General features: G+C 34.1%; 17 protein-coding genes and 3 pseudogenes. All 20 read right to left on the reverse strand.

What is annotated here, in order from left to right:
• Positions 1-904 precede the first annotated feature (904 nt).
• A complete protein-coding gene (locus IAI56_RS08915) occupies positions 905-1,519 on the reverse strand; it encodes a class I SAM-dependent methyltransferase (RefSeq protein ID WP_187657547.1) in 615 nt (204 codons plus the stop codon).
• A gap of 48 nt (positions 1,520-1,567) precedes the next feature.
• Positions 1,568-3,838, reverse strand: a complete 2,271-nt coding sequence (locus tag IAI56_RS08920; RefSeq protein ID WP_187657548.1) for a multicopper oxidase domain-containing protein — start codon at positions 3,836-3,838, stop codon at positions 1,568-1,570.
• Positions 3,839-3,874: 36 nt separating this feature from the next.
• Positions 3,875-4,747, reverse strand: coding sequence for a DUF2911 domain-containing protein (locus IAI56_RS08925; RefSeq protein WP_187657549.1), 873 nt, complete (start codon positions 4,745-4,747; stop codon positions 3,875-3,877).
• A gap of 93 nt (positions 4,748-4,840) precedes the next feature.
• Positions 4,841-5,059, reverse strand: coding sequence for a GDCCVxC domain-containing (seleno)protein (locus tag IAI56_RS16265; protein WP_229658308.1), 219 nt, complete (start codon positions 5,057-5,059; stop codon positions 4,841-4,843).
• A gap of 51 nt (positions 5,060-5,110) precedes the next feature.
• Positions 5,111-5,449 (reverse strand): annotated as a pseudogene (locus IAI56_RS16270) (MerC domain-containing protein); the annotation flags it as partial.
• An 18-nt stretch (positions 5,450-5,467) separates the two neighbouring features.
• The gene (locus tag IAI56_RS08935; RefSeq protein WP_169522862.1) at positions 5,468-8,005 is read right to left on the reverse strand and encodes a heavy metal translocating P-type ATPase; all 2,538 of its coding nucleotides are present in this window, start codon (positions 8,003-8,005) and stop codon (positions 5,468-5,470) included.
• A 78-nt stretch (positions 8,006-8,083) separates the two neighbouring features.
• A pseudogene (locus IAI56_RS08940) lies at positions 8,084-8,643 on the reverse strand (helix-turn-helix domain-containing protein).
• A 10-nt stretch (positions 8,644-8,653) separates the two neighbouring features.
• A complete protein-coding gene (locus tag IAI56_RS08945; protein WP_317192445.1) occupies positions 8,654-9,829 on the reverse strand; it encodes a hypothetical protein in 1,176 nt (391 codons plus the stop codon).
• A gap of 83 nt (positions 9,830-9,912) precedes the next feature.
• Positions 9,913-11,160 (reverse strand): efflux RND transporter periplasmic adaptor subunit, encoded by a 1,248-nt coding sequence (locus IAI56_RS08950; RefSeq protein WP_026704794.1) that lies wholly within the window; start codon positions 11,158-11,160, stop codon positions 9,913-9,915.
• Between the two features lie 2 nt (positions 11,161-11,162).
• Positions 11,163-12,410 (reverse strand): heavy metal-binding domain-containing protein, encoded by a 1,248-nt coding sequence (locus IAI56_RS08955; protein ID WP_026704795.1) that lies wholly within the window; start codon positions 12,408-12,410, stop codon positions 11,163-11,165.
• Positions 12,411-12,412: 2 nt separating this feature from the next.
• Positions 12,413-13,666 (reverse strand): TolC family protein, encoded by a 1,254-nt coding sequence (locus tag IAI56_RS08960; RefSeq protein WP_026704796.1) that lies wholly within the window; start codon positions 13,664-13,666, stop codon positions 12,413-12,415.
• Positions 13,653-16,880: pseudogene (locus IAI56_RS16435) on the reverse strand (efflux RND transporter permease subunit). The gene IAI56_RS08960 and the pseudogene IAI56_RS16435 overlap by 14 nt, the downstream one beginning before the upstream one ends.
• Positions 16,881-16,972: 92 nt before the next feature.
• Positions 16,973-17,446: a heme-binding domain-containing protein gene (locus tag IAI56_RS08975; protein ID WP_187657552.1), complete on the reverse strand. Its 474-nt coding sequence runs from the start codon at positions 17,444-17,446 to the stop codon at positions 16,973-16,975.
• Position 17,447: 1 nt separating this feature from the next.
• Complete coding sequence (locus IAI56_RS08980; protein WP_187657553.1) at positions 17,448-18,161, reverse strand: DUF3347 domain-containing protein; 714 nt, start codon at positions 18,159-18,161, stop codon at positions 17,448-17,450.
• Between the two features lie 19 nt (positions 18,162-18,180).
• Complete coding sequence (locus tag IAI56_RS08985; RefSeq protein WP_187657554.1) at positions 18,181-18,834, reverse strand: class I SAM-dependent methyltransferase; 654 nt, start codon at positions 18,832-18,834, stop codon at positions 18,181-18,183.
• A 7-nt stretch (positions 18,835-18,841) separates the two neighbouring features.
• A complete protein-coding gene (locus IAI56_RS08990) occupies positions 18,842-19,651 on the reverse strand; it encodes a hypothetical protein (RefSeq protein ID WP_187657555.1) in 810 nt (269 codons plus the stop codon).
• A complete protein-coding gene (locus IAI56_RS08995) occupies positions 19,651-20,148 on the reverse strand; it encodes a heavy-metal-associated domain-containing protein (protein WP_187657556.1) in 498 nt (165 codons plus the stop codon). The genes IAI56_RS08990 and IAI56_RS08995 overlap by 1 nt, the downstream gene beginning before the upstream one ends.
• Position 20,149: 1 nt before the next feature.
• Positions 20,150-20,626 carry a TlpA family protein disulfide reductase gene (locus IAI56_RS09000; protein WP_187657557.1) on the reverse strand — a complete coding sequence of 159 codons (477 nt, stop codon included), beginning with the start codon at positions 20,624-20,626 and terminating at the stop codon, positions 20,150-20,152.
• 60 nt (positions 20,627-20,686) lie between these two features.
• Positions 20,687-21,739, reverse strand: a complete 1,053-nt coding sequence (locus tag IAI56_RS09005) for a YncE family protein (protein WP_187657558.1) — start codon at positions 21,737-21,739, stop codon at positions 20,687-20,689.
• A 17-nt stretch (positions 21,740-21,756) separates the two neighbouring features.
• Positions 21,757-22,623 (reverse strand): DUF3347 domain-containing protein, encoded by an 867-nt coding sequence (locus IAI56_RS09010; RefSeq protein WP_187657559.1) that lies wholly within the window; start codon positions 22,621-22,623, stop codon positions 21,757-21,759.
• Positions 22,624-22,792: the final 169 nt, after the last annotated feature.

Genomic DNA, 22,792 nt, shown 5'->3' on the forward strand with positions numbered 1-22,792 from the left:
AGTAGCGCAGGCAAGTGTATCTTGTTTTATTTGCTACTGTAGAGGTTGTGATTGTTTTTATGATAGCTTGATGCTACCGTAAAAGTGAATTGTAATTCGGAATAAGAGATTGGTTCTTTTGAAATGATATAGCATTAAGCTATCGTGAAAACAATGATTGTGGATGTTCTGGCAAATGAAACAAGATACTCTTGCTGGCATTTTTGGTTTTGTGGGTAAAGAAAATGACTTTAACCAAAGGCAAAATAGTATAACTAAGTCATTTTCTTTACTCACAAAAGCAACGAAAACACTACCTATTTAATCGCAAAGTTGATAAAGACAGTTATAGAGAACGTTCATAAAAGCAATGGTGACCGAAAATATCCTATGAAATAGCAAATGTTCTCTAAGACAGTGGAGAAGGACGGTATTTTTTGTAGCACACCTTAGTTGAATATATCAAACCAATGTTCTAGCTACAAAAAATGTTGTCCTGGAGCCACTGGCAAGCGCGTTGGCTGTGCGGCTGTTTTACATAGTTGATATTATAGCTTCATTGCAAAAACCAAAAAAACAATAACAACGCTTTGTGATGAACTATAATACTCAATTATGTAACACAGCTTGGGAAAAAAAATTACTGGCGCAAGTCACGAAGTGTACGTGTTTTTTCTAAAAACTGTGCCAGTAATTTTTTTTGGAGCGTTGGCTAAGGAGTGGCAACTGAAAACCTAAAACGTCAATTTACCACTAAACGAAAAAGTACGTTCTCGTTATTTATAAATGAAATTAGTGAAATGAAGCAAACAAAGAATTGATGCTAGGAATACTTGGACTAGGAGCAATTTTTGTGCAGCTGAATGAGATAATGGTAAAAAATGATTGCTGATTTATAAAACATTTTCTCTAAGTAATACTTATTTTATATTTTTTTAAAACCACAAAACTGAAAATTTTGTATTGTATCAAATGGTGTAGTATGATTTTCTGTAAAACATTTTACAGCTTCAAAATTTTCACTTAAAGTATGTTTCATAGTATTTTCAGAATATTGTTTTATTTCTAAACCACTGCATTTGAGTGGACCTTTTTCTGAAAAAGTTCCCAATAGAAAATTTCCATTTTCAGTTATAGAATTATTAACTAAAGTAACATATTTATCAATATTTTCTTGTTCTGTCAAAAAATGAAAAACAGCTCTATCGTGCCAAAAATCAAATTTAATATCTGTACTGAATTGCGTAATGTCGGAAACAATCCAATGCACTTTATTTGCTTTTTCTCCTAATCGTTTTTTTGCTCTTTCTAAAGCAAATTCAGAGATATCTAAAACCCAAATATTTTTATATCCATTTTCTAATAAAGCATCCACTAAATTGCTGTCGCCACCACCAACATCAATTATATTGGCGTCTATAGATAGGTTCAGATTTTCTAAATAATCTATTGATGTTTTTGGATATTTTTGTGTCCAACTTACTTCGCTAGGATTTTTAGTTGCAAAAACATTTTCCCAATGTGATTTATTATTTCCCATTATTACTATTTTTCACAAAGATAATGATTAATGAAAGTTTTTCTATTTTTAGTAATTCAAATTCAATCCAAATCCAAATCCCATATCACTATCGTAATGCGTTCTTAGACTTACATTTCTTTTTAAAATATAACGAGCATCGAGCATGAATTCTGTATCTGTATTAACCATAAAACCCATTCTTAATCGTTTAGAAATTGGAATGTCTTCACGCATTAATTGTAATCTTACGTTTCCATCTTGAAAAACTTCGGCTTGTGCAATTACTAACATTGGTAGTGTGTAATTAACTCCTGCACTTAAAACGGCTCTTTTATCTTTGGTGTTTTCTTGTCCAAAAATATTTTTTTCGATTTCTCCGTTCATTTTTCTGTAACGCCAATCGAAACCAATGAAAGGCATTAACCACTGCATTTTTCCTATGTATCTTCCTAAGTGGAATTCTGCTTCATAGCCGTGCATATCATTATACCCTAATCGCCATTCTGCTCCTAAACTCCAACGTGTATTTTGGATCATCGCCATTCCATCATTTCCATTGGTAGCAAAATCATTTTCAGCCATAATGTGAAAAGCTCTATCATCGGCAAATAATTTTCTTTGTGCTAATTTGGGATTTGGAATAAGTGGATTTGGAGCTTGGTTTTCGTAGGTAAAAACTCTTCCCATACCTGCCATCATGTGGTATAAAATATGACAATGAAAAAACCAATCGCCTTCAACATTTGCATTGAATTCAATAATATTTGTTTCCATTGGCATTAGATCCATTACATTTTTTAAAGGCGCAAACTCTTCTTGACCATTAATAATTCTGAAATCATGACCATGCAAGTGCATTGGATGACGCATCATGGAACCGTTGTAAAGCGTAATTCTAATATTTTCTCCTTTTTTTATAAGTATTTTATCGGTTTCAGAAACTACTTTATTGTCTAAACTCCAAACGTATCGGTTCATATTTCCTGTAAGCTCAAAACGAAGTTCTTTTACTGGTGCATCTTTGGGTAATGTCGTTTTATCAGTTGCTTTTAGCATTGCATAGTTGAGTGTTGTAATACTAGATAGCTTATTGGCATTGTATTGATTTTGATTATGGTTGGAATGGTCATTTTTCATTTCCATACTACTCTCATTTTCTTTGTTTTTTGCATTTGTAGCACCAGTTATTTCTGGATACATTACTACATTCATATCCATTTGGTTTAAGGACATACTCATTCCCATATCGTCCAAGTCGCCGTTCATTTTCATCATGCCATTCATCATTTTCATACCTTCAAAATATTTTAATTTAGGTAAAGGAGCAATTAATTGTTTGATGCCATTGCCAATGTATAATGAAGTTGATTTAGTTCTATCTTCTGGAGTTGCTAAAAATTCGTAGGAAGTATTATCGGCTGGAATTGTAACTATAACATCATAGGTTTCTGATACCGCAATTAATAATCGATCTACTTCAACTGGTTCAACATCGTTACCATCACTGGCAACTACAGTAATCTTTCCTCCAGCATAAGTTAGCCAAAAATAAGATGAAGCACCGCCATTAGCTATTCGCAATCGAACTTTATCACCGCCTTTGAATTGTGATAATTGATTTTCATTTTTACCATTAATAAGAAACTTTTCATAATACACATCGCTCACATCCATTGCGTTCATGCGCTTCCACTCGTTGGCAATTTTTGTTTTGAAATGACCTTGCTTTATAGCTTCTGCATAACTTTGGGTAGTACCTTTTTTGATGGCGAACCAATCGGTTGCATTGTGTAACATTCTATGAACGTTTTCTGGTTTTAAATCAGTCCATTCACTTAAAATAACTGGAACAGTTGGTAAATCATCAATTCCTTTTCGGAATGTTTTATCATTTTGTTTTTTATTCATGATGAACATTCCATACATTCCGATTTGTTCTTGTAAGCCAGAATGACTATGATACCAATGTGTTCCGTTTTGTATGATTGGAAAAGTGTATTTATGAGTAGTACCAGGTTTGATTGGCATTTGTGTTAAATTAGGTACACCATCTTCTTTATTAGGCAAAAATAGTCCGTGCCAATGTAAAGAAGTGTCCTCATTTAATTCGTTGTGTACATAAACTTCAGCAATGTCTCCTTCAGTAAATGTCAACGTAGGCATAGGAATTTGACCATTAACAGCAATGGCTCTTTTTTCTTTTCCGGAATAATTTACAATAGTATCTCGAACGTATAAATCGTAGCGAACGATGTTTTGAGAAAATAGCGTTTGTGTAGCCAAAAGCAGTACTACTATCGGCAATATCTTTTTTGAAAGAATGTTTTGTATATCCATTTTAAAGGTGTTTTTTTTAATTTTGATTTTAAAATATTATTTTTTTAACAGCAATTCCCAATCAATAATTTTATTATTCAATATTTCAATGTTTTTTTTCATTTTCTCTTTATCGGCTAATGTAATTGCTCTTTTTGCTGCTGCGATTGCAGTGGTATAATCCTTTAATTCGGATGCTATTTTTTGCGTTAGATTTGGATAATAGAAATTTTCAGGTTTTAATTTTTCTGCTTCTAAAAGCCATTCAATCGCTCGTTTAAAATCTCTATTGGTACTGTAATAATAATTAGCAGCCTGAAATAATAAAGTAGCATCCTGAGTTTTTCCTTTAATAATATGTTGGTCTATCAATGCTACTATTGTATCGTCTTCTTTACTTTTAATTGGTATTTTGACCATAGTGTTTTCCCAAAATATTTTTAGAAATGCTTCTCCTTTGCTATTGATGTCATTTAATTCAATTGTAAATGTTTCATAGAAGTTAGAGCTTTTTTCGACAGGAACTTTGAAACGCATCACATCCTTTTTTTCATCATAGCCGGTTTCGCCATGTAAAGTAGTATCTGTGTTGATAATTATAGTCCACTCATTGATTGAAGGAATTGTGAATATTGAGTAACTACCTGTTTTTAATACATTGTTGCCAAATGAAATATCTTCGGAAGTAGTTATTACAGTACAATCACTTGCCCCTGTTCGCCAAAGTTTATCAAATGGTACTAACTCCCCAAATATTTTTCGTCCTCTGACTAAAGGTCTGCTATATGAAATTTTTATTTTTGCGCTACCCACTTCTTGCTCATACGATGCTGCAGGGCTAGCTGCAGTTACTCTAATTTGAACTTTGTCTTGTGCTGACAGTATTACAGATTGCAAAAGCATAAAGCTTAATAGGATGTTTTTTTTCATTTATTTTAATTTTTAAATATGTTGGAATATTAATCTAATTCTTTAAGCTTAGCTTTCATTTTGTTAGCTTCCGCATGCTGCCCTGTACTATTTTTAGCAGCACTTTTCACCTGATTGAATAGGTGGACATTTTACAGTGCCATAGCTGCAATAAACACAACAATCACCTTGTTTAGGTTTCACTATTTTTTTACAGTTTTCGCATTCATAGAAGAATTGACAAGCATCAGTAGGCATCATTTCTTCTTTTTTGTGACCGCAATGTGGACATGTTATTTTTGATTTCAGTTCTACTGATTTACCGTTGTACATCGTGCAAGTATTACAGCCATAGTGAAGTTTGTTTCTATGATAATTGACTATTGTAGCGATAAGAAGCCCGAACATACCAGTATATAAAAAATAGGACTGATAATCATTATTACAAAAGTAATAGCTGTAAAAAATGATTATTGTACTTGGAATAGCTATCAACAAATGATATAGGCATCTATGCAGGCGATAGGAAAGAAAAAAGCCAACTAAAGATAATAGGACCATCCCTTGAAAAATCCACATTGTCCAACCTCCAAAAAGTTCAAAACTACCTAAACCTAAAGCAGATGCTACAAATGCAAAAAGAGGGAAACAGCAAGGCGAAAGCAATGCTGTAAAGAACATCCCGATTGTTCCTAATTTATCTATGTTATTTTTTAGTTTCATTCGTGTTATCGTTAATTATTATAGTTTTAAACCTCTTAGTCTCAAGGCATTGATAATAACAGATACGGAGCTGAAAGACATTGCCAAAGCTGCAATCATAGGAGATAGTAAAATTCCGAAAACCGGATATAACACACCAGCTGCAATTGGGACACCAAGTACATTATAGAAAAAGGCAAAAAATAGATTTTGTTTAATATTTCTCATAACAGCATGGCTTAAATTCTTGGCTTTTACGATACCCTGTAAATCGCCTTTGACCAGAGTTATTTTGGCACTTTCAATAGCGACATCTGTTCCTGTTCCCATTGCTATTCCAATGTTGGCTTGTGCCAATGCCGGCGCATCATTTATACCATCGCCAGCCATGGCTACAATTTTGCCTTCTGCCTGCAATTTTTTAATTTCTTTGAGTTTGTCTTCGGGTAAGCATCCAGCTTTATAGGTTTTTAATCCCAATTCATCAGCAACTGCTTTAGCTGTATTGACATTGTCACCAGTCATCATGATTACTTCGACACCCTGGCTCATTAATTCTTTTATGGCTTCTTTGCTAGAAGTTTTAATAGCATCTGTTATAGATACAAAACCAACAGCTATGTTATCAACGGCAATGTAAGAGACTGTTTTTCCTAATTTTTGTTCAATAATGATTTTGTTCTCTAAATCGTCAGAAACTGTTGCTTTAACTTGTTCCATTAGTTTTTTATTACCTAATGCTACTTTTTTACCAGCAACTGTTCCTGTAACTCCTTTTCCGGCAACGGCTTCAAAATCTTTTACTTCGATTAAAGAAATGGATTTTGTTTTGGCATAAATTACCACAGCTTGTGCCAATGGATGTTCACTATATTGGTTTAAGGAAGCAATGCTTTGCAATAAGTCACTATCGTTGTTATTGGATGCATAAATTTTTTCGACAGATGGTTTTCCTTCGGTGATGGTTCCTGTTTTATCGGTAATTAAAACATTAACCTTATTCATGTTCTCTAAAGCCTCAGCATTCTTTATCAAAACGCCTGATTGTGCTCCTTTGCCAACACCAACCATTACTGACATGGGAGTTGCCAGACCCAGAGCACAAGGACAGGCTATAATTAATACAGCAATAGCATTTATAAAGCCATACACCAATGCTGGTTCGGGACCAAATTTTGCCCAAACAAAAAAGGTTATTGCCGATATAATGACCACAATTGGCACAAAGTACTTGGAGATACTATCTGCTAATTTCTGAATTGGAGCTCGTGAACGACTGGCATCATTTACCATTTGCACGATTTGAGATAGCAAGGTTTCGGAACCTACTTTTTCGGCTATCATCACAAATGATTTGTTTCCGTTTATTGTTCCGGAAATTACGTTATCGCCTTTCTTTTTATCAACCGGTATTGGCTCACCAGTAATCATGGCTTCATCTATACTGCTTTCCCCATCGGTTATTTTACCGTCAACAGGAATTTTATCTCCGGGTTTTACTCTCAATAAATCGCCTTTTTTGATGTCGTGGATTGATATTACTTTATCACCGCCATCAATAACCAAAGTAGCTTCAGTTGGCGCAAGTTTTAATAATTCTTTGATAGCTCCGCTGGTTTGGCTGTGTGCCCTTGCTTCGAGTAATTGTCCTAACAAAACTAAAGTCAGAATAACTGTTGTTGCTTCAAAGTATAATAATACAGTTCCGTGTTCTGTTTTGAATTCACTTGGAAAAATATCCGGAAAAAACATTCCGACTAAACTAAATAAAAATGCCACTCCCGTTCCAATTCCGATGAGTGTGAACATATTCAGATTCCAAGTAATAATTGATTTCCAGGCGCGGACAAAAAATACCCAACAGGCATAAAAAACAACAGGAAGAGATAAAATAAGCTGTACCCAGTTCCATTTGTCCGCATCCATTAGTTGCAATAAAGGATTATTGTGTGCCATTTCAATCATGGCAATGGCGAAAATGGGAACTGTAAACACAACTGCTATTTTCATTTTCTTAACCAAATCTTTATAAGTCCTTTGGTCTTCGCTTTCGCTTGGTTCCATTGGTACTAAATCCATACCGCATATAGGACAGGAACCCGGAGTTTCACTAATTACTTCGGGATGCATTGGACAAGTATATAGTGTCTTGTTTACGGTTAGTTCAGGTGCTTTGACTAGATCCATTCCACACACAGGACAATCGCCCGCTTTGTCATAGACTTTTTCGCCTTCGCAATGCATTGGGCAATAATATTTACCAGCGGCGTTGGTTGGTATAACAGCCTCTTTTTTATAATTATGCTCATGAGTAGAACAACATGACTTTGCAGCGGATTCATTAGTTGTAGTATCTTCTGTAGTTTTATCATTGCTCATTTCTATGGTGTATTTTCCAACAGTCGTCAGTGCTTCCTGCAACTTTGATGTTGGAATGTGTTTGTCCATAGTAATTATGGCCACTGGTGGGCTTAATGAAACTTTTGCTTCAATACCATCAATAGTATTCAATGCTTTCTCGACTTTAGAGCGACAACCATCGCAAGTCATTCCGGTAATGCTGTAAGTATGTATCATTTTTTATATTATTTTAATACAAATTTCTATCATAACTGCTTTTTGTATTTGCAAAATTTTGGGTTTGATTTGCAAGATTTATAAGTCTTCGATTTGCTTTCGTTTAATGGTTTTTATATTCTTAAAGTGTGTTGGTGAAAAGCCGGTTACTTTTTTGAATTGATTACTTAAATGTGAAACGCTACTATAGTTTAAAGAGTAAGCTATTTGGCTTAGGGATAATTCATCATAGATGATCAACTCTTTTACTTTCTCAATTTCAGATTAATGAAGTATTTTTCAATTGTTGTGTTTTCTACTTCGGAAAAGAGGTTGCTCAAGGTATTATAGTCTTGGTGTAGCTCTTGGAATAGAAACTCGGATAGATTTGTTTTTAAATGATTGTTTTTATTTTGAACCAAATCAATAATCAATGTTTTAATCTTATCGATTGTTTTACTTTTCCTGTCATCAATCAAATCAAAGCCAACAGCACGAAGATTTTTTAGCAATTCGTTTTTTTGACTTTCATCAATATCATTTTTCAATTCGACTTCACCCAATTCAACTGCAATAGGATTAATGCCCATATTTTCAAATACAGATTTCACTACCATCTTGCAGCGGCTGCAAACCATATTTTTAATGTACAGTTTCATATGATAATGTTTAAATTGATTTAGCGATTTTATCCATTATTGAATGGTCTGAGCCGAATTTGCAAATTGCATCACAATTGGCCCTTAATTCTGAAAAAAGGATGTACTTAATATTCATTTTTGAATTTTTTATAACAGGTCTGTTAAGTTGTTGAATAACATCTTTTTCGCGATTGTCAGGGATTATGATATAAAAAACTTCATCACCATCAGAAATACTGAAATAAAGGTCGGAAAGGCGTAAAATACCTGAGTAAATACTGGTGCTTTTTTCAACTTCAAATGCCCCAATAATATTGTTTGTTCCTTTTTCAAACCATAATACATCTATGAGTTTAATGGTGTTTTGCGTGTCTTTATCACAGGGCAATTCAGGAAATTTATTTATAGCCATAAAAGAAAAACTTTGACCATTGAAGGCTTTGCTTTTATCATTACTTGCCGGGGTAACATCGAATCCTAATGACGCTCCAATTTTCAATAAATGGTATTGCATCTCACTATGCAGATTATCTTCCTTTTTTTCTTCTATAATTTCTTTTTGGCGTTTTACTATGTTTTTTTCAAATTTATAACGCTCTTCTTCACTCAAATAGTCATCATTTCCTATGAGCATTTTTTGAGTGCCAATTTCAAAACACAAGCCTGCGATTGCACCTAAATCATTGGACAGTTCCGATTTGAATTTGGAATTTGTTTCCAGTAATGTCTCTCTAATTTTTAAGTATTCACTCCAGCTTCCGAGTTTTTTTTTGTCCTTGAACAAGAAATTAAAACCGTTTACAATTGCCGTGTTGAAAGGCGGAAACCAGGTTGGGTGCAAGAAATACAAAATACTGGCAACGGCCGGACCAAGTCCCTTAATTTTAAGTTCGTCGAGTTTTACAATTTCCCTAAGCACCTGTTCTTCGTTTTTTGCATTAATGCAATTTTCCAAGAATTGGCCAAAAGCAATTTTATTGGTTTGATTTTCATAGATGTCAGGAATTCGGAGTTTTGGTTTCCAATAAAAAGGATGTGAAACCCCTACAAATACCTGTTTTTGCTCGGCAATACAATTGAGCACAAATTCTAAGCTGCTGTTTTTAAAATCATTTGGAAATGATTTGTTTTTTATATCTTCAACAACCTGAATAATGCCTCGACGGATAGTTCTGAACGCTTTTAACCGTTGGTCATTATCCACAAACCAAGTATTATAAACACTTTCTGAATCGTTTTTGTATTGCTGTATTATTTGATTAAAATTGTTCATCCTTACTGTTTAAATTACATTTTCATGCCTTCCATCGGGTCGCTGCCTTTGCGGAATTTATATTCGCTATTGATGGCATAGGCTCCTGTTATCACTACTTTTTGATCATTGGCAATTTTTGTTTTGATTTCTATCAGTCCATTGGTTTCAATTCCTGTTTCTACCATTAGATTTTCATAAACTCCCGGTTTTTTTTCTACCCAGATGTAGGATGCGTTTTGTTCTCTAATTACTGCATCGGTAGGAATGTAGATTCCTTTACCGCCGGAAATCATCAATTTTGCAATGGCCTGCATTCCCGGTTTTAAGATTAGATTTTGATTTGGGACTTCAAATCGAATCAATAGTAAACGGGTTTCCGGGTTTATTTCAGGATTGATAAATGAGACTTTAGCACTTATAGATTTATCGGGAAAATCGGCAAAAGTTATGGTAGCATTTTGACCTATTTTAAGACTATTGAAATAGTTGATATTTACTTGTGTTTCGAGCCAAAGTTTACTTAAATCGGTTACTTTAATTATTGGAGTTCCTTCCATGACATAACTCCCTTCAACGGCAGTTATTTCAGAAATTGTACCACCGACAGTGCTGTAAAATGTGGTATAGGGCGAAACATCTTTGTTGCTTTTTATATTCTCAATTTGAGTGTTGGACAAACCATAGAAGAGAAGCTTTTGTTTGGCCGCATTCATTATGTTTTTTGCATTTTTTCCAAAATCACCGGGCATCTCCAATTGTTTAAAGGCAGTATAATAGTCTTGTTTTGCTATTGCAATATCTTCACTGTACAATTGATATATTGGCTTGTTCTTGGATAGGTAATCACCCGTAGATTTGAAATACAATTTTTCAATTCTGCCCATTGCTTTTGAAGAAAAGGTTTTAGATTTTTCTTGATTGAATGTTAAAACACCTGTGTAGTTTTGTTCTAAATTGTTTTGTGTTTGTCCTATAACTTGAGTTGTGATATTACCAAGTTGAATTTGTTGTTTACTTAAACTTATTTGGTTAACCTCACTATCATCCTGTTTTATGGGTGTTAACTCCATGTGGCAAATAGGACACTTGCCGGGTTTATCTTCTTTTACTTGAGGATCCATAGAACATGTATAAAAAGTAGTTTCTTTATTTTTATCATGTTGAGAGTGGTCTTCTTTTTTATTCTCATGCTGAGAATGGTCTTCTTTTTTAGAAGAATTACAAGCTGTAAATATTAGGGAAAGCAATAAAAAGATGCCTATTTGATTTAAATTTTTCATACTTACTCCGTTTTAATAAAGCTTTCGCTATCGATTAAATATTGTGCATTTTTTGCAATAGTATCACTAACAGAAATACCTTTAATGATTTGAATATAACCGTTCAGTTCAAACCCTGTTTTTACCGGTGTTGCTTTAAAACCATTGTGAGATTTAACAAAAACAATTTTTTTATTACCTGTACTTACCAATGCGTTTTTTTGTATCCAAAGACCGCTAATTGACCGTGTTTTTATAATACCTTGCAATCTCAAACCTATCGGCAATTTGAGTGTATTGTTGTTTAAATAAACCCTAATTCTATTGGTTTTGTCGGTAGCATTAAATTGTGTTTCAATAAAATTTATTTTCGCTTCTATTGATTCTTCAGCATTGAGTTCAGAAGTTATTTTAATGGCTTGATTGACTTCAATAAAACTGCTGCTTTCCTGAGTAATGTTGAATACTCCCCAAACTTTATCAGTATTTACTAATTTAAACACAACTTCTCCTTTTTTGACATAGTTTCCTTCTTTTAACTCAAGTTTTTCAGTACTGTTATTCATACTTTGCATTGCAGAATTTGATGGAGTAACCATTGTTTCTGACCCTATGACAATTCCATTAGAAGGACTGTAAATGGCTATTTTAGGATTGGCTTTTTTTGAATTAGCTAAAGCACTTATTTGATTTTGAGTCATACCGTAAAGCAACAACTTTTGTTTTGATGCCTCAATAATTGAGCTGTTATCAATATCATTTGAAAGTAAATAAATAAAGTTTTCTTGCTCAGTTAAAAGTTCAGGGCTATATAAATCAAATAATTTTTGTCCTTTATTAATTCGTTGGTATTTAAAATTCACATATATTTTTTCAATTCGGCCACTTATTTTTGCTGCAATATTTACCGCTGAATTTGGGTCATAAGCGACAGTGCCAGGAAGATTGATTTCACCACTTAAAGTTGAATCTATTGCTGTTATAGTTTGAAATTTACCCACTACAAAGTTATCTGTTGGCTTGATGACATTTTCAATATTATAATCTTCAATAGCATGATTGTCAATTACTTTTTTTACTAAAGTCATTCCGCAAATAGGGCAGTTTCCAGGTTTATCTCTAATAATTTGCGGATGCATTGAACAGGTATAGACAACGTTTTGATGAGAGCTTGCGTCATGTACTTCAGGTTTTATGACATAGAAATAAATAGCAGAACCGATTATTGCTATTATACCTAGAATCAAACCATATTTTATATACTTATTCATAGTTACTTAATTTCGAGTTGTTTTTCGATTTCGACCTGAGTGTTTAGTATGGACTGCAATTTGTCGAGAGCGTCCATTTGGGCCATGTTCAAAGCTTCCCATGCGTCTAAGACAATGAACAAATCACCAGTGTTATTTTGCCAAGCCAAAACGGCGGTATCATAATTTTTGCGCAATGAAGGGATGATGCTTTTTTCGGAGATATTGTATTGTTTATTGAGGTTAGAAAGCTCTGTATTCATGCCCGAAATCATTCCAACTGTTTCATTTAAAATCATTTGTTTTTGCCAATTGAGACTTTCATTTTTAATTTGAAAGCTACTGATATTGGCTTTGTTCATTTTTGTTGACCAAGGCATGGGGATAGTCATCATGCCCATTAGTGAGAATTGCTGTGGCTGTTGTCCAAAAGCAAACATGTGGTCATATTTAACTCCAAATTCGGGTAGAAATTTTGATTTTTCTGCATCAATTTTCAGTTGGTTTACTTCCATGGTTCTTTTGATGGCATTTATATCACTTCTGTTTTTGGAAATTGATGAGGTGTCCAATAGTTGTGAATTGTATTCCTTTAGTTCGAATGCTTCTTCAATTTCAAACACCATATTTTTATCTCTTGACATTAGAGTGTTGAGCATAATTCTTTTTTGTGAAATATCATTCTGAAGCATTATAATCATACTTTCTAACTCATTATATTGAGATTTTGCTTTATAATAAGTGGGGAGTTTATCCATATTGTACTGGTATCTTATTTCCATGCTTTTTATCATGTATTTTAAGAGTAGTAAGTTATCATTGGCCACTTTGACTTTTTTGTTTAGTACAAGCCATTGATAATAATTTGTCTTGGCTATAGCATAAAGCTGATTTAAAGTGTAATTTTTGTTTTCTTTTTCAACAGATGACATTGCGTTCATATACTTGTATTCGGCATTTTGTTTTTTTGAATTGGGAATCATTTGTGAGACTCCAATCATATAACTGCCCATGCCAGGACTCATATCATCTGCTTTCCACATTTTGGTATTGTAGGGCGTCATAAAAAAACCGGTTTCTACTTGAGGTGCCATCCAGCTTTTAGCCCCTTTTGCAGCAGCATCCATACTTTGGATATCGGCATCATACATTTTTAGCTGCGGATTATCGGTTTTGATTGTGCTCAAGATATTATCCAGTGAAACAATCTGTGCATTAGCAATTGTAAAGCTTAAAATCAAAAAGCTTATAACGATATAATATTTATTCTTTAACATCTATAAGTTCTATTTTGCCTTTAGTTTTTAATTCGTGAAGTTTCACCATTTCAAAAACAATAGGAGTTACTAATAATACATAAATTGTAGAAGTAATTGTCCCACCAATAAGAGGAACTGTGATAGGTAACATTACATCGGCACCTGTACCTGTTGCCCAAAGTATCGGAATAAGACCAAATAAAGAAACAGAAACCGTCATTAGTTTTGGTCGCAACCTTTTGGCTGATCCATCAATAATATATTGTCTCAATATTTCTTCGGTGATAACCTCTTTGCTATTTCCGTATTTCTCAACCATTTTGTTCATAGATTCATTCAAATAAATGGTCATTAACATTGCTGTCTCTATAGCCATTCCAAACAATGCAATAAAACCTACAGCCACTGCTACTGACAAATTGATTCCGTAGAAATAGACCATAAAAACACCACCGATTAAAGCAAAAGGCACTGTTATCATTGTAATGAGGGATTCTTTCATGGAGTGGTAAGTAAAATATAAAATAAGGAAGATAATTATCACCACAATTGGTAGTATCATGCTTAGCGTTTTATTGGCTCTCAACTGATTTTCCCACTGGCCACTCCATTCAATGTAATATCCTTTTGGCATTTTAGACATCATTGAATTTAATTTTTTCTGAGCTTCTTTCACAGTACTACCTAAATCTCGATCACGTACATTAAACAGCACACTTCCCCGAAGCATGGCATTTTCGCTATTTATCATAGGCGGCCCATCGCTTATTTTTACCTCTGCAATGGTTTCTAACGGAATTGGGCCATATTGCATCGTTTGGACTTGCAATTTTTTCAGTGCATCAATACTGTTTCTATATTCTTGTGCATATCTTGCATTTACAGAGAAGCGTTGTCGTCCTTCAATTGTAGTTGTCAGTTTCATTCCTCCGATAGCTGCTTCAACAACTGCATTAATATCGTCAATTGAAAGGCCGTATCTGCCCAAAAGCTCCCTCTTTGGCTCAATGTCAATGTACCTTCCACCAGTTATTGGCTCTGCATATAAATCTTTTACACCCGAAGTACCTTCGAGTGCTTTTTTGATTTTTTGAGATAGTGCATTAATAGTATCTAAACTTTCTCCGTAAACCTTAATCCCAACATCGGTTCGGATACCGGTAGAAAGCATGTTTATTCTGTTAATGATAGGTTGTGTAAAGCCGTTGGTTACTCCAGGAATTTGAAGTTTATTGTTTATTTCGGTAATGATGTCATTCTTCGTTTTTCCTTCTCTCCATTCACTTTGAGGTTTTAATAAAATGATGGTTTCAATCATGCTGATAGGGCTGTTATCTGTAGCTGTATTTGCTCTACCGGCTTTTCCTAACACATGGTCTACTTCGGGAATTGATTTTATTAGTTTGTCTTGAACCTGCAATATTCTTTTTACTTCCGAGTTTGAAACATCGGGCAAGGTAACCGGCATGAAAAGTACTGAACCTTCATCCAATGGTGGCATAAACTCGGAACCTAAACGAGTAAACATGACTAAACCGATTAGTAAAGCTACTACATTAATTCCTAAAACCGTTTTCCTCCATTTCAAACAAAAAACCAAAATAGGAGTGTATACACTTTCCAGTTTTTTATTGATTGGGTTTTTATTCTCAGGACGAAGTTTACCTTTTAATAAAAAGCTTATAAGCACCGGTGTGAGTGTAATGGCTAAAAAAGCATCAACGATTAGAATGAATGATTTTGTCCAAGCCAAGGGACTAAATAATTTTCCTTCCATACCTGTGAGTAAAAAAACCGGTAGAAAAGACGCAATTACGATCAGTGTTGAGTAAAAAACACCCGGTCCTACTAACTTTGATGATTTTTCAATTAGTTGAAGTTTTTCATCAGAGGATAAAGGGTCGTGTTCCTTTTTAAATAAATTTTTAATTTTTTCTATCATCATACCAATTTACTTGTTATCAATCATTTCTTCTTGTTTCTCTGAGATTGTCCTGTAGGCGTTTTCAACCATTACAATTCCATCATCCACAACAACTCCAATAGCGAGTGCAATACCGGTTAATGACATAATATTAGATGAAATACCAAATGCTTCAAGCAATATGAAGCCAATTGCTACGGATATAGGAAGTTGAATTAAGATTATAAGGGCGCTTCTCCAATGGAACAGAAAAATTAAGATAACGAGTGAAACTGCTATCATTTCTTCTATAAGTGTTCCCTTGACAGATTCAATAGCTTTTTCGATTAACTCGCTTCTGTCATAGGAAGTTTTAAATTTCACTCCTTCGGGCAATCCTTTTTCAACTTCTTTCATCTTTGCTTTAACCGCTTTGATGACTTTATCAGCATTTTCGCCGTAACGCATTACCACTATACCGCCTACGACTTCCCCAGTTCCGTTTTGGTCAAAAATTCCAAGGCGTAAATCACCACCCATTTGTACTGAACCTATGTCTTTTACCTTCACAGGGATAGAATTGTAATTTTTAATCGAAATATCCTCGACATCTTTACTGTTCTTTATGTAGCCTAAACCTCTAATGATATAAGACATATTACTCATTTCAAACTTTCGGCCGCCTACATCATTGTTATTAGCCTTAACATCATTCATTACTTCCATCATACTGACATTATAATACTGCATTTTTAGTGGATCTAAAACCAATTGATATTGCTTTTCAAAACCTCCGAATGAAGCAACTTCTGCTACACCGGGAACAGTTTGCAGTGCAAATTTCACATACCAATCCTGTAAGGCACGTTGTTCCCCAAGATCCATTCCGTTAGCTTCCAAATGATACCAAAAAATATGGCCAACACCTGTACCATCTGGTCCTAAGGTTGGAACAACATTTTGTGGAAGTAAACGTTGGGCATAATTTAATCGTTCCAACACACGGGTTCTTGCCCAGTAGGTATCTACATTGTCTTCAAAAATGATATAGACAAAGCTCATCCCAAACATGGAGGCTCCCCGTATATTTTTAACTTTTGGTATCCCTTGAAGATTAGAAACCAAAGGATAAGTTACTTGCGCTTCGATTACCTGTGGGCTTCTACCCATCCACTCGGTAAATACAATAACCTGATTTTCGGATAAATCAGGGATGGCATCTATAGGATTTTGTCTGACGCTATAGATTCCCCAAGCAAATAAACAAGCCGAAACCAGTAGCACAATGGCTCTGTTTCTAAGTGAGAATGTAATTAGTTTTTCTACCATTTTTTGCCTTTTTCTTTCTTTAAAATAAAGTTAATCAATTCATTTCTTTTATATTATGATATATATCACATATTCAAAAGATAACAGCGTTCTTAATCTTCCGATAAACTGTTGCTTTCATTTATTGAATTAATCCAGGTAATTATTTCTTGTTTCTGGGTTTCATTAAGTACTGCATTGTGATGTAATATTGTATAGGAGCTCAAAGGCATCTCACCTGATTTAATTTGCTTACTTATCGCTTCTAATTTGCTTTGCTGCTTTCGATTGGAATAACTGCCAAACTCGTTAAAGTTTAATTCTTCTTTCCCCTCCTTAATATGTGACTCTACAAACATTCTGGCGGGTTGAACGTAATCATACCACAAGTACTCGGTGTTATTGCTGTGGCAATCGTAACAAGATGTCTTGATTAGTTTTGAAATATTGCTTGGCGCATTGGTTGTAATAAGAAAATCATTTGTATAATCCTGCCCCGGATTTTGATTCAGAGCAGGCTGATAGAATTGTATTGCTATCAATACCAAAAAAAGAGCAATGCCTACTTTTTTTAATTTCCTTTTCATTTTATAACGTTTTTTTCACACTACCACAAGTAAGCATCTTAGAGCCATAATATGGATTTTTGATTTCTTTGGATTCGCTGATCCAAATAGCGCCTTTACCGTCGTCATACATTGGACAATGGTCCTGATATAATTTTTTATTTGAACCCAAAAGTTTTATTAAATCATTGATGTCCTTACTTAGTATGGCAAAATGTTCACGTTGATGGGCTATTTTTCCTGCGTTGTCTCCGATATGCTCAGCATGTTCCTTAGCATCGCCAGCAATGTCTGTATATTCCTTTTTCTGGGCAGCCGTTAAACCGGATGCGTCAGCGGAATTGAACGTTTTATACAATTCTTTACCTGCGGTGGCAGCACCGTTTGCATCATCTTTGGTGAGTGCATTCTTGATTTTTAGATAGTTTGCAATGATTTCGTCGGTAGAGAATGCAGATGTTGCATTTGCTGCAGTTTCATCAGCTGTGGGTTGAGCCGCATCATCATGGGTGCTATCATGGGCCGGCTGACCTTGTGCAACCGGCTCTGTTAATTCCATACCACATTTGGAGCATTTTTCTCCTTTTTTTCCTGTTACTTCCGGATGCATTGGGCAGGCAAATAATTGACTTGTACTCTCGGTACCTTCTGTTGCATTTGTTTCTGTTTCTTTAGCTTTGTTGTTACAAGAAACCATTGTCATTGCTAAAATAGCTGTTAAAAAAAGTGTTTTCATAATATATTATTTTTAGTTATTAATTAATTTTTTCTGCTTTATAGTAAGAATAAGTGCCTATTGATGTATTGATATAGTCTACTTCCTGAACGTTTTTGAATCCTGCATCAGTAATGTATTTTATCATTAATCCATTTACATTATCAGTAGTAGTTTTGAAACCGTCTAATAATTGAACTAAGTAAAAAGAAAACCGCATCCATTTTGTTTTTGCTTTACCCCAATCTCCAATGATTAATTCTCCATTAGGTTTTAATATCCTATAGATTTCCAGCAGGCACTTTAGTTTTGTAATCATGTCTAACTGATGAAAAACAAGTGAACTATAAACCTTGTCAAATGAATTGCCTTCAAATGGTAACTTATCTCCATCATACAAAAAAAGTGGCGTTTCAATTCCTGCCCTATTTAATTTGTATTCAGCAATTGTCTTAATCTTGGGATCGATGTCAACGCCTTGTATGTTACAATTAGGAAAGCGCTGTTTTAGAATGATGATATTTTGCGCGGTTCCAAAACCAAACTCTAATATTTTCTCATTCTCTTGAGGATTGACATAATCTATTAGCTTGTTTCTGAATTTTTTTTCGGGCATAGTTAATTTGATTGCTAAATCGTAGTAATCGCTTAAAAAATCATAACCTAATGCCGGAATAAATTTTGTTGTACTCATCTTGGTTTTACTTTGTTAAATCGAAAAAAGTATAGTATAGATTGAAATAAAATCCATTTGGTGCTGAACGTAACATTGAACTTATTAGTTCTTGACGATACGCCAAATCCAATCGCGCCTGACTATTGAAAATAAATTGTATTGCCGGCACAACGTCTAAATATGACTTACCGTTTTCATTGATAGTTTGCCCAACAAATTCCACCATTAGATTAATATTAGTTTGTTTGAAACTGGTATATTTTTTTGGATACATCAATTTGCCAAATGATAAGGTATAGTTGGTAGCATTGTCGCCCATATCATTTGGAAACGGATAATCCGGTTTGTTGTCAAAGGCTTTCTCAAAACTTACAGACGAACTAATTGCCAGTTTTTTAATCAACTTGGTAGCTACAAATCCTCCTTCGAAACCTGTGTTGTGTCCTAAGATTTCTATTTGTTCTTGGTGAATGTCAGCATTATTGAAACTATATCTACCAAATGCAGCCATTCGGAAATGACTGTTGAGGTCATCTGAGGAATAGAAACGATACTTTGTATAAAAACTACCTCCTTCGGTAACCAGTTGGTTGCTTCTGTTACTTATAAAAGCAGAAGCCCGGAACATAATATTTTTGTTAAGGCCATAAGTTACTTCGGGCATAAAATGGTAATTATAGCCTGATTTCATTTCTTCTTTGAAAAGTGACTGCATTACATTAACTGCCAACGAATTTGCAGGAACATTACTAGCTGGATCAGTAACTACAAATAACTCCTGGCTAAAAACATTTTGGCAACTTATTGCAATAAAAATTAAAATAATCTTTCTCATTAATTTAGAATTTTAATGTGAAAATCATCTTCATTGTTTGAAGCATACGTTTCAACATTCTTGTATGATTTGGATAATTTTTTGAATTCCTTTTCAGTCACATAGCCTTTGTCAACTACTTGAAATTGTATTTCACTCAAGTTATTTGATTTGTCATTAACCAAAATGTAAGGGGTTTGAGTTATAGTTTCCGGTTTTGCTGTTATCACTAATGTTCCGATAAAAAAACCTGCTTTTTCTACTTTTTCCTTAAATACTTTTGGGCTTAATGCATTGCCTTCAGTCAGCGTTACCGTAAACGTATTGGTGTTTAAATCGGTTTCAACATTAACTACTTCGGGCAATGTTTTTAGCTGTTTGTTTATGGCATTCGAACACATAGAACAAGTTAAACCAGTAGCCCTGATTTCGGCTTTTACTATTTGGGCGTTACTCTTTATTGAGAACATCAAAACGATTGATGCTACAACTACATACACTTTATTTATTTTCTTCATCTTACTCTTTTATTAATTTAATTATTTCTTCTTCTGTTGGATTCTTCGCTATTAGGACACCTTCGGGATTAAATAGGTATTTTGATGGTAATTCATCTACTCCGAAAACTAAGGCTGTATTAGCATCAAATCCATTTGGGTCAATCAATTGAGTGAATTTGATTTTATCTTTTTCAATTGCTTTGAGCCATTTATTGGCATCGGTGTCGATTGATATCCCTATTATTTCAATTTTACTTGAACTAATCTCATTATGTAGCTTTACTAACTTTTTATTCCCCAATCGGCAAGGGGCACACCAAGATGCCCAAAAATCGATAAGCATATATTTTCCTTTGAACGATGTGATAGCAACCTCATTATTGGTATTGCTTTTTAATGTAATTGATGGTATGGCATCACCGATTTTAGTTTGGGCATTTGTAGTAATCGAAAAAAAGATTACTAAAACTGTAAAATATTTTAAATGCTCTTTCATAATAGTAACTATAAATTTAGACCAAGCCCAACGATACCATTGGGCTCAGTCTTTGAAGTATTACATTTTTATAACTATTCCGTTTGGTTTTTTCCCAACGTTAATCGTTTTAGTTACAGTATGAGTAGTCGTATTAACAACAGAAACAGTATTTGCAGTTTGGTTTGTTATATATGCTGTGTTACCATCTGTTGTGAATGCAATTGCATGAGCACCAGCACCAGTATTAAATGAACTTCCGTGCATCCACATATTCATTCCTGCATCCCAAGTCCAATAATGTACTTTTCCAGCCATTGGATCTGAAACCCATAATTCATTTTTAGGACCGTTATATGATGCTATTCCCGGCATGAAACCCAATGTAATTGTTTCATCTACAGAATTTGTAGCAACATCAATCACAGAAATAGTTTGTCCGTCTTCATTGTCTACATACATTTTGGCATTGCTTCCTGTCCAAGCACCAACCGGATTATCACCAACAGTAATAGTTGTGATTATTGCTTTTGTTTCTGTGTTTATCACAGTTATACTATCATCGTCGCCATTTGCTACATACGCTTTTGTCCCATCAGAAGAGAATGTTAGTTCAGCTGGCATCATCCCCACATTGATTGTATTAATTAGAGCATTTGTTGAAGCGTTGTAAACCAAAACTTTTCCGTTCATATCCATTTGAGGTACCCAAATTTCATTTCCATTGGGAGAATAAATAGTATTATGGTTCATTAAAGGGAGGGTAATGTTTTTTACAATTGAACCATTCAAAGCATCTACAATTAACAATTTTCCATTCATTCCAGAAGTATTTAAACCCGAATGACCAGCACTTAAATCCATACCAGGTACTCCGATGGCTAAATGGTTTTGATGTGACGAAATATGATGTGGCCACATTATCATATCAGAACCTGTTCCCATTAACGCGATTGTTCCAGTTACTTCATTAGTACTTAATTTGACTACTGAAACCGTTGCATCCTCGCCATTTACTATGTATGCAGCTGGATAATCAATATTTAATGGCATATCCATATTGTCATCATTATTGTTACAAGAAGTGAATAGTATTGCTCCAACGAATGAAGCTATTATTGATACATTTTTCATTTATAGTTTTTTTTTAATTATTTAATAGTTTCTACCGTTTTACCACAACTTAACATCATAGAACCGTAATACGGATTTTTGATTGCATTTTCTTTACTCAACCAATTGGCACCTTTACCATCGCTGTACATTGGACAAAATTGATAGTAAACAGCCGTTTCGTATTTGGAAACCTTAATTAGTGTATAAATATCTTTGGATAGTGTAGTGAAATGATCGCGCTGGTGTTTTACATCTTTTGTATCTGAGATATGAGTTGCATCTTCTTTAATAAGATTTACAACTTTCATCCAAACCATGTGCACGTCCATTTCGAGTTTGTCCATTTTGACATTGTTTACAGCTGCCAAAAGTTCTTTTGAAGCTAAAGCTGTTTTGGTTCCGTCAGAGGTGATTAAAGCATCTTTCAATAAAAAATAAGTATCAAATACTGATTTTAACTGATTTTCATTTTGAATTACTGTTTTAGTATCTGAATTATTATTGTGATTAGAATGGCTTTCGTTGCTAGCAGTAGCGGTTTCTTCTTTTACAGGAACTTTTGCCACTCTATCATATTGACAACAACCGTGAAGATTATTATAGACATCATCTGGAGCGAGAAATTTATCACTATCGTACCCAACAAGTGCAATTCTTTTTAATATTTCGTCTTGGTTTGTCTTTTTTGCATCGTAAGTTAGCGTAGCCATTTGAGTATCTTTATTCCAATCTACAGAGGCGATTTTTTTAATCGTTCCTGCTTTTTCGATTTTGGTTTCGCACATACCGCAGTTTCCATAAACTTTAACTGTTTCGGTTTTTGAATTTTTTATTTGTGCATTGATAGCAGTAGATAGCAACATTACAGCTGCTACCATTATTTTTAAAAATGAATTTTTCATTTTAAATAAGGAATTAGTAATCAAAGTAATTTACCTTGATTGATTGATAAAATAAATTTGAGATAATTACAGCTATAAGATAAATGATACTGCAACATGAAAATGGTGTAGTAAAATGTTTCTAAAACTGTTGTGAATTGGATAGCAAAACGCTATGAATTTGACACAC

It is taken from the genome of Flavobacterium macrobrachii (assembly GCF_014486675.1).
GTDB lineage: Bacteria > Bacteroidota > Bacteroidia > Flavobacteriales > Flavobacteriaceae > Flavobacterium > Flavobacterium macrobrachii.

Excerpts from the sequence above, each read along its gene's own strand:
- IAI56_RS09010 (WP_187657559.1), bottom strand. The coding sequence starts at position 22,623 with ATGAAAAATTCATTTTTAAAAATAATGGTAGCAGCTGTAATGTTGCTA.
- IAI56_RS08935 (WP_169522862.1), bottom strand. The coding sequence starts at position 8,005 with ATGATACATACTTACAGCATTACCGGAATGACTTGCGATGGTTGTCGC.
- IAI56_RS08985 (WP_187657554.1), bottom strand. The coding sequence starts at position 18,834 with ATGAGTACAACAAAATTTATTCCGGCATTAGGTTATGATTTTTTAAGC.
- IAI56_RS09005 (WP_187657558.1), bottom strand. The coding sequence starts at position 21,739 with ATGAAAAATGTATCAATAATAGCTTCATTCGTTGGAGCAATACTATTC.
- IAI56_RS08925 (WP_187657549.1), bottom strand. The coding sequence starts at position 4,747 with ATGAAAAAAAACATCCTATTAAGCTTTATGCTTTTGCAATCTGTAATA.
- IAI56_RS09000 (WP_187657557.1), bottom strand. The coding sequence starts at position 20,626 with ATGAAAGAGCATTTAAAATATTTTACAGTTTTAGTAATCTTTTTTTCG.
- IAI56_RS08980 (WP_187657553.1), bottom strand. The coding sequence starts at position 18,161 with ATGAAAACACTTTTTTTAACAGCTATTTTAGCAATGACAATGGTTTCT.
- IAI56_RS08920 (WP_187657548.1), bottom strand. The coding sequence starts at position 3,838 with ATGGATATACAAAACATTCTTTCAAAAAAGATATTGCCGATAGTAGTA.
- IAI56_RS08975 (WP_187657552.1), bottom strand. The coding sequence starts at position 17,446 with ATGAAAAGGAAATTAAAAAAAGTAGGCATTGCTCTTTTTTTGGTATTG.
- IAI56_RS08915 (WP_187657547.1), bottom strand. The coding sequence starts at position 1,519 with ATGGGAAATAATAAATCACATTGGGAAAATGTTTTTGCAACTAAAAAT.
- IAI56_RS08955 (WP_026704795.1), bottom strand. The coding sequence starts at position 12,410 with ATGAATAAGTATATAAAATATGGTTTGATTCTAGGTATAATAGCAATA.
- IAI56_RS08990 (WP_187657555.1), bottom strand. The coding sequence starts at position 19,651 with ATGAGAAAGATTATTTTAATTTTTATTGCAATAAGTTGCCAAAATGTT.
- IAI56_RS16265 (WP_229658308.1), bottom strand. The coding sequence starts at position 5,059 with ATGTACAACGGTAAATCAGTAGAACTGAAATCAAAAATAACATGTCCA.
- IAI56_RS08960 (WP_026704796.1), bottom strand. The coding sequence starts at position 13,666 with ATGTTAAAGAATAAATATTATATCGTTATAAGCTTTTTGATTTTAAGC.
- IAI56_RS08995 (WP_187657556.1), bottom strand. The coding sequence starts at position 20,148 with ATGAAGAAAATAAATAAAGTGTATGTAGTTGTAGCATCAATCGTTTTG.
- IAI56_RS08950 (WP_026704794.1), bottom strand. The coding sequence starts at position 11,160 with ATGAAAAATTTAAATCAAATAGGCATCTTTTTATTGCTTTCCCTAATA.